General features: G+C 40.9%; 9 protein-coding genes. All 9 read right to left on the minus strand.

The window, feature by feature from the left end; all coding sequences use genetic code 11:
- Window positions 1-3 precede the first annotated feature (3 nt).
- The 9 genes from G580_RS0106165 to G580_RS0106205 are packed head-to-tail and all read right to left on the minus strand — an operon-like array spanning window position 4 to window position 7,732.
- Complete coding sequence (locus G580_RS0106165) at window positions 4-1,107, minus strand: proton-conducting transporter transmembrane domain-containing protein (RefSeq protein ID WP_028841463.1); 1,104 nt, start codon at window positions 1,105-1,107, stop codon at window positions 4-6.
- Window positions 1,101-2,864, minus strand: a complete 1,764-nt coding sequence (locus G580_RS10230) for an NADH-quinone oxidoreductase subunit 5 family protein (protein ID WP_051173181.1) — start codon at window positions 2,862-2,864, stop codon at window positions 1,101-1,103. The genes G580_RS0106165 and G580_RS10230 overlap by 7 nt, the downstream gene beginning before the upstream one ends.
- A gap of 2 nt (window positions 2,865-2,866) precedes the next feature.
- Complete coding sequence (locus G580_RS10235) at window positions 2,867-3,265, minus strand: 4Fe-4S dicluster domain-containing protein (RefSeq protein ID WP_051173183.1); 399 nt, start codon at window positions 3,263-3,265, stop codon at window positions 2,867-2,869.
- An 11-nt stretch (window positions 3,266-3,276) separates the two neighbouring features.
- Entirely contained in the window at window positions 3,277-4,374 is a 1,098-nt protein-coding gene (locus G580_RS0106180; RefSeq protein WP_028841464.1) for a hydrogenase large subunit, read from the minus strand.
- Window positions 4,367-4,726 (minus strand): NADH-quinone oxidoreductase subunit C, encoded by a 360-nt coding sequence (locus tag G580_RS0106185; RefSeq protein ID WP_028841465.1) that lies wholly within the window; start codon window positions 4,724-4,726, stop codon window positions 4,367-4,369. The genes G580_RS0106180 and G580_RS0106185 overlap by 8 nt, the downstream gene beginning before the upstream one ends.
- 4 nt (window positions 4,727-4,730) lie before the next feature.
- A complete protein-coding gene (porB, locus tag G580_RS0106190; protein WP_028840684.1) occupies window positions 4,731-5,702 on the minus strand; it encodes a pyruvate synthase subunit PorB in 972 nt (323 codons plus the stop codon).
- Window positions 5,703-5,706: 4 nt separating this feature from the next.
- Window positions 5,707-6,876, minus strand: coding sequence for a transketolase C-terminal domain-containing protein (locus tag G580_RS0106195; RefSeq protein ID WP_028840685.1), 1,170 nt, complete (start codon window positions 6,874-6,876; stop codon window positions 5,707-5,709).
- Between the two features lies 1 nt (window position 6,877).
- A complete protein-coding gene (locus G580_RS0106200; protein ID WP_028840686.1) occupies window positions 6,878-7,171 on the minus strand; it encodes a 4Fe-4S binding protein in 294 nt (97 codons plus the stop codon).
- Window positions 7,172-7,183: 12 nt separating this feature from the next.
- Window positions 7,184-7,732 carry a pyruvate ferredoxin oxidoreductase subunit gamma gene (locus tag G580_RS0106205; RefSeq protein WP_028840687.1) on the minus strand — a complete coding sequence of 183 codons (549 nt, stop codon included), beginning with the start codon at window positions 7,730-7,732 and terminating at the stop codon, window positions 7,184-7,186.
- Window positions 7,733-7,747 lie beyond the last annotated feature (15 nt).

The following is a 7,747-nucleotide window of genomic DNA, read 5'->3' on the forward strand; positions in this document are numbered from 1 at the left end:
CTTTTAAAAAGCGATTATTAAACAACCTAAAACTATCGTAAAACTTAAAAGCATGACTAAAATCAAATCTAATTTAGGTAAAGGAGTTTTAACGGTTTCTGGTCCTTTTTCTCCTAAAAACAGGCTATGGTAAGCCCTTATAAAATACACCAAGGTAAGACAACCTCCTAATATCATAAGCCCAAAGAGACCCTTAGAAATTTTAAATACCTCCTGATAAAGAAAGAGTTTCCCCCAAAATCCGGGTAAAATAGGTATACCTATCAAGGTTAGAGCGAATACCAAGAAAGAAAAAGCCAAACCAGGATAGTCTTTGGCAAGACCTTTTACCTTTCCTAAGGATATTACAGAAGTATTCTTTTCTATCCTATAGGCTATGAAAAACAGACCCAATTTTGCTATTAGGTGATTAATCCACAGGATGATAGTTCCATAAAGGCTTACCGGAGAAAAAAGGCTTAGTCCTATCAAGAGATACCCTGTGTCGTCGATCGTTGCGTAGGCCAAAAGTTTTTTCAAATTCTTTTCGCAAAGGGCAAGCACAGCTCCTAAAAGTAAGGTTAGAAAACCTATGTATAGAGAAACCTCTCTCAGGTTTTCAAAAAATTGAGGAAACCAGGAAGCCTTTTCCACTGTCCTCCATAACAACACAAAATCTACGATTTCAAAAATACATATAAGAAACCCAGCGGTGATAGCATCTATAATTTTTACCACGATCGGTAGCCAGAGAAAAAGTGGGAAAACCGCAAGTTTTAGAAAGAAAGCTATAACCAATAAAACAATACCTTCAGGGGTATGAGCAAAAACAGTTTTTCCTAAGATAAGTAGAACTAAATAAGAGATTTCTATAACCCCTAAGATTTTAAAAGCTTCTTTATAACCAAGAACCCAAAACAGCGTTAGCAAAGCTATTACGCTAATCCCATCAAAAAATAGCCCATAAGAAGTCTCTCCCCAGAGTAAAAAGAGGTTAGAAAAGGTTAAAACCACAAGACAGAGTAAGATCATCAATTTTTTGTTAAAATCTCTGAGGTAAAACACCCCACATAAAAACGTTATAGCTATATAGATTATGGTTAAGAAGGGGGCTAAAGCCTTCAACATGGTTTACTCCATATCTGTTCTAACTTTTTTATGGAGCTATAAACTTTCAGGATTAAGCCTTCAATAAAATTGCAAATTTTTAGGAGGTATTGGTCTGGGTCGGCCTTTTTATAAAAGGTTGCTAAACGGTTTTCTATGTCAGCCACAAAATCATCTGCAGTAGGATTAAAAACGGTTTCGTCCTCTCCTCCTTTAAAAACCTCGGTTTCTTTAATAATTTCCTTAGGTTTAAGCCAGGTAAAATAAATTAAAAGCCCTAAGCCTAAGAACAAAATAAACAAAGCTCCTATTAAAACGGTAGGGAGTTGATAAAAGCTGATGTTAACCCCTTGGAGGTTTAAAAGAGATAAGGCTGGATTTATAAGAAAGGTTATAGCTATTTGAGGGAAAAGACCAAACACTACACATGGAATGGCCAGGATGATTCCTCCTGTAACCATAAGGTAAAAAGGTTTTTCAGAAAGCTGTTTATTTTTTTCGTCAATTTTACCCAAAAATGCGGTATCAAGCACTTTGATAAACGAAAGGGTGGTTAGAGTACTTATGAAAAGTCCTAAAGCTGCAGCTAATGGATGGTTAGCCTCTATCGCAGCCTGGTAAAACATCCATTTACTTACAAAGCCGTTAAACCCAGGTATTCCTGAGATAGAGGCTGCACCTATCAGGTAAAGAACCGTGGTTTTCGGTAGTTTTGATGCAATCCCTCCCATCAGAGAAAGGTCTCTGGTATGGGTTGCCTGCTGGAGGATCCCAGCAACCAAAAAAAGGAGGCCTTTAAAAAAGGCATGGTTTAAGGTGTGAAAGAGAGAAGAAGCTAACCCAAGAGAGGTCCCAAGCCCTATTCCTGAGACCATATATCCTATCTGGCTAACTGTGTGATAGGCTAAAAGTTTTTTTACGTCAGCCTGTTTTAAGGCAAATAGAACTCCCATAAGAGAAGAAAACATCCCCAAATAAATCAGAAGGTTTTTCCAGAATTCAGGAAAGCCACCAAGTAAAAGATAAAATTTGAACAAAAGATACACCCCGCATTTTACCAAACAGGCTGCATGAAGTAGGGCACTTACCGGGGTAGGAGCGTTCATCGCATATGGTATCCAGGTGTAAAGAGGCCATTGAACTGATTTAGCCAAAACAGCTACCAAAACTCCAGCCAAAATTAAATGTTGATAAGCCTTAGGGTCAGGAGAAAAGTTAAACACAAGAGCACCTAACAGAAACCCATAACCAGCGATGTGAGTCATCAAGAAAGCCTTTTTAGCAGAAAAACTTGAAAGGTCAGACTGGTACCAAAAGGCTATCAGTTGATAAGAACATAACCCTGTAAGTTCAAAAAACACATAAGACCAAAATAGGTTTTCACTAAGGGTTAACCCCAGATAGGAGCCTATAAATAATTGAATAAAAGCATAAAACCTGCCAAAACCTTCTTTTTCATGGGTCATGTATTTTATAGCATAAAGATTAATTCCTACACTAACATATGCTCCAAAAAGAGCAAAAAACAGGTTTAACCCATTTGCTTTAAAAATCAGTTCAAGGTTAATAAAGTCTCTTATCCACCTAAAAAGGGGGAGATGCCAACCAAATTCCCCTGTTTTAAGAAATTCAAAAAAAGTAAGGTTTAAAAAGTATAAGGCTACAGCAGAGGTAAGAAAGGCTAAACTGCCATGAAACTTTGGACTATTTATCCTGTAACACAAACCAGAAATTAAAGCCCCTAAAAACAGCACCCCAACACTAAAACCAAGAAACATTTTCACTTCTCCTCTACAGTAATGGCTTTGGTTCTACAAACTTTAGCACAAGAAGGACTAAACCTTTTATCTTTACATAGGTCACACTTCTGGGCTATGATAGGGTTATATTTGTTAAAAGATGAGACCATTTCTATGACCCCAAAAGGACAAACATAATAACAGAGCTTACATCCCACACATAAAGAAGGATTAATAATATAAGCCTCCCCATCTTTGGTGATTGCGCCGACAGAACATACCTTAGCACAAAGACCACACTGATTACAGACAGAAATTTTTACTTTTTCTCCTTTTTTAACCACAAAAATCCTGGGCGCAGTAGAATTATGTACTTTCATACAGATTTTTTCACAAGCGGTACATCCTTTGCAGAGACCGGGGTCTATTTTTAATCTCACTTGCGTCTCCTCTATCTTTGCATACAAGAAAAACAGGGATCTATGCTTCCAGAAATAAGGGTTACATCAGCTACATCTTGGTTTATCAGGATTCGATTAAGAGCATAGATGTTTACAAAACTCGGTGCCCTTATTTTTACTCTATAGGGAATGTCTGTTCCATCGGTTATACAATAATAGATGAGGCCTCCTCTTGGGGCCTCCCATCTACTTATCCCGATTCCTTTGGGAATAGGTACAAACTTTTTGGTTAGAATCGTTCCCTTAGGAAGGTCCTTTAAGATCTGTTTTATTATTTTAAAACTTTCTACCATCTCAAGGAGTCTTACCTTAACCCGACTTAAAACATCCCCATCTTTTTCTACGACTTTTTCGAATTCAAGAAACTCGTAAGCTGCACCTGGCATGGCAACATCTTTTCTTAGGTCGAGGTCTACACCTGAAGCCCTTGCTACAGGACCTACTACCGAAAGATCTATTGCATCTTGATAGGTTAAAACGCCAATCCCTTTGGTTCTGCTGATTAAGATTGAATTGCTAAGAACAGTTTCTATTAGTTGAAAAATCTCAGGTTCAAGACTGTCTATAGATTTTTTAACCTCATGGATTTCATCTTCAAACAAATCTTTTCTAACCCCTCCTATGGTATTGAAGGCATAATTGCCTCTATGTCCGGAGATGCCTTCCATCAGGTCTTTGATGTTTTCTCTTGCGTTCATAAACCTTACAAACAAGGTTTTAAATCCTAAAATTTCACAAGTAATGGCGGTGTTTAGAAGATGGGAGTGGATTCTCTCAAGTTCACCTATCAGAGTTCTTAAATATCTTGCCCTTAACGGAACTTCAATCTCTGCTATTTGCTCAAGAGCCTGAACAAAACAAGTAGGATGGGAATGAGAGCAAATTCCACAAACCCTTTCAACCACAATAATTCCTTGATAAAAATCTTTATTAGCTAAAAGAAACTCTATAGCTCGATGTACATATCCTATCTTAAGCTGCACGTTTTTTACTATATTACCCTCAGTTTCTAACCTTAACTGAATAGGTTCTTCTAAAGCTATATGGATAGGTCCTATAGGCAGGACAAACCTTTTATTTTTATCCATGTTTTTTCTTTAAGAGTTTTTGTTTTTCTACCTCTAAAAGAGGAAAAGGATGGCCCCCCGAAGATAAAAGAAGATTTTTTTCTTCTTCGGGGTAACCACTAAATTCTATTCCATAAAGTTCCATTACCTCTCGTTCTGACCATTCAACCGCAGGATATACTTCTTTTATACTTTCTAAAGCTCCTGAGAATTCTGCTTCATAGATTAATTCTTCAAGTTTGCCTTTTAAATCAAAAATATGTTTTACCACTATTTTGTCACCGGTATCAGGGTTTAGATAGGCAACCGTAGTAATATAACGAGCTCCTAAGTTTTTAAGTTCTTTTGCTTTGTCTAAAAGGTTATTCCCCATACCTTTACTCATCTTTTTGTTCTGTTTGAGTTTCGCCAAAGCTTTCAGCAAGTTTAAGGAGTTTTTCGTATTCCTGGTTTACCCTCTCCTGGATGTAGGCTATTTGTTCAGGGGTAAGGTGTCTAAACCTTCTTTGGATCTTGAGATATTCTTCTACAGGTTTAGGTTTATCGACTTTACGGTTGATGATGTATTTTCCGTCTATGACCTCATAAAGAGGAAAGACCCTTGTTTCTACCGCAAGTTTAGCTGTAAGAAGGCTGTCTTCGCTTTTTGTTCCCCATCCGGTGGGACAGGTTGCATAGACATGGATGAAGGCAGGACCGTTTACCAAGGCTGCTTTTTTAACCTTATTCATGAGATCGATAGGGAAGGCAGGGTTTGCGGTTGCGGCATAGGGTATGTTATGAGCTATCACGATGCCCATCAGGTTTTTTTTCCAGGTGGTTTGACCTTTGATGATTTTACCTGCAGGGCTTGTGGTGGTGTGTGCTCCAAAGGGGGTAGCTCCAGACCTTTGCACCCCTGTATTCATGTAGGCCTCGTTATCAAGGCAGATGTAGACAAAGTCATGGCCTCTTTCAAGGGCACCTGAGAGCCACTGAAGACCTATGTCAAAGGTAGCTCCATCTCCTGCAAACACAACGACGTTTATTTTTTCTTTGGATTTAAGTTTGCCTTTACGTTTAAGAGCTTTGATGGCAGCCTCGATACCTGATGCAACGGTAGCGGAGTTTTCGAAGGCAACATGGATCCAGGGTACATTCCAGGAGGTATAGGGGAAGGGGCTTGAGACGATTTCCATGCAGCCAGTTGAGGTGACAGCGATGGTATTGGGGCCAAGTGCTTTTAGGGCGAGCCTTAGAGGAAGCACGGTGCCACAACCTTGACAGGCTCTATGGCCTTGAGCAAAGCCTTCATATTCAGGTAAGTTTTTTAAGGTAAAGCCTTTAAAGTTTTTGAGTTCTGGTCTCATAGGCTTACTCCTTTACACCGTAGATTTCATAAGGTGTGGTTGGTTTTTTGGTTAAGGTTTCAAAGGTTTTTTCGAAGATTTCAACGAAGTCTTCTTTGGTGACGTCTCTACCGCTAAGACCTGCAATCAGGTTAAGGACACGAGGTCTTTTGTTAGACTGATACAGGGCAGAGCGTACCTCTATACCTACTGGTCCACCGGTTGCGCCATGACTGACAGCCCTGTCAACCACGCAGAGGGTTTTGACTTTACCGATGGCTTTGAGGAAGTCTTTGGTAGGAAATGGTCTCCAGAGTCTGATTCTTACCACACCTACTTTTTTCCCTTTAGCCCTGAGGATATCAACGGCATTCATGGCGTTTTCAGCAAGGCTACCCATGATGACGATAGCTACTTCAGCATCTTCCATCTGATAGGTTTCAACAGGGAGATACTTTCTTCCGGTAAGTTTTTCGAAATCTTTCCAGGCTTGAAGGATTATTTTATAGCTGGCTTTAAGGGCTTCATCCTGAGCTTTTTTAGCCTCGGTGTAGATTTCAGGGACACCGATAGCACCGATGGTTATAGGGTTTTTGGGGTCAAGTTTGTATTTGATTTTAAGGGGTGGGAGGTATTTATCGAGTAAGTTTTGGTCTAAGAAGGTGACAGGTTCGACCACATGGGAGAGGATGAAGCCATCGATGTTTACGGCGACAGGAAGTAGGGTTTTTTCGGCGACTTTATAGGCATGATAGATGAGGTCAACGGCTTGTTGGCCGTTTTCAGCGAAGAAATGGATCCAGCCAGCATCTCTCATGGACATTACATCGGAGTGGTCGTTCCAGATACTGATAGGAGCAGAGACTGAGCGGTTGACAAGAGCCATGACGATGGGTAGTCTCATGCCAGATGCGATGAAGAGGGTTTCGTACATAAGGAGTAGGCCTTGAGCAGAGGTAGAGGTGAAGGTACGAGCACCTGTTGCGGCAGCCCCGATACAGGCACTCATGGCAGCATGTTCTGACTCAACAGGTATGTATTCGGCATCGAGTTCACCGTTGTTAACGAGTTCAGCGAGGTGTTCGACGATGTGGGTTTGAGGGGTAATAGGGTAGGCAGAGATTACGTCTACTTTGCACTGGGCCACAGCCTCAGCCACGGCAATGGAGACTTCTTTAGCGAATTTTTTAGTCATGTTATTCCTCCTCTAAGACCATAGTAATGGCTTTTTTAGGGCAGTTAGCGGCACAGATGCCGCAGCCTTTGCAGTAGAAAAGATTACAGATGAAGAAGCCATCCTGGTCTTGTTGATAGCAGATGTCAGGGCAGAGGATGTAGCACATACCGCATTTGATGCATTTATCTTTATCAAGGACAGGCCTAAAGGCTCTCCAGTCACCGGTTTTAAATTTTTTAGAGTTGCCTGGTTCGAGGATATACATACCAGGTGCAAGTTCTTTCCAGCTTATAAGACCTTGGTCTTTTGGCATGGCTTAACTCCTTTAATAGATTTTGGTTTCATCGATAGCCCTTTTAAGGGCTTTGATGTTTTTTTCAGCGAGGCGACCGAAGCGTGCGGTGATAGCTTGTTCGATGGCCTCAAGGGAGACAAGACCTGTAGCTTTTAGGAAGGCACCGAGCATGGTGGTGTTGGTGATAGGGAGTCCCAGTTCTTCGATGGCTATTTTGGTAGCGTCAACCACAGCGATTTTACCTTGGAAGTTATGAAGGAGTTTACGGAGTTCAGGTTCAGGGAGGTTGGAGTTAAGGATGGCGATACCAGAGGGTTTAAGGCCTTGGGTTATGTTAACGATTTTGGGTAGGGTAGGGTCAAGGACGAGGATGACGTCAGGTTCATAGATTTTTTCTCTTGAGCGGATAGGATTTTTGTCGATTCTTGCGAAGGCCTGAACAGGAGCGCCTCTTCTTTCAGGGCCAAAACTTGGGAAGGCCTGGGCATAATCTCCCTGGGAGATGGCAGCAACCGCGATAAGCTCAGCAGAGGTAACCGCCCCCTGCCCACCTCTTCCATGCAATCTAATCTCAACCATGTCCCACCTCGTTTT

Source organism: Thermodesulfobacterium hveragerdense DSM 12571 (genome assembly GCF_000423845.1).
In the GTDB taxonomy this organism is placed as follows: Bacteria; Desulfobacterota; Thermodesulfobacteria; order Thermodesulfobacteriales; family Thermodesulfobacteriaceae; genus Thermodesulfobacterium; species Thermodesulfobacterium hveragerdense.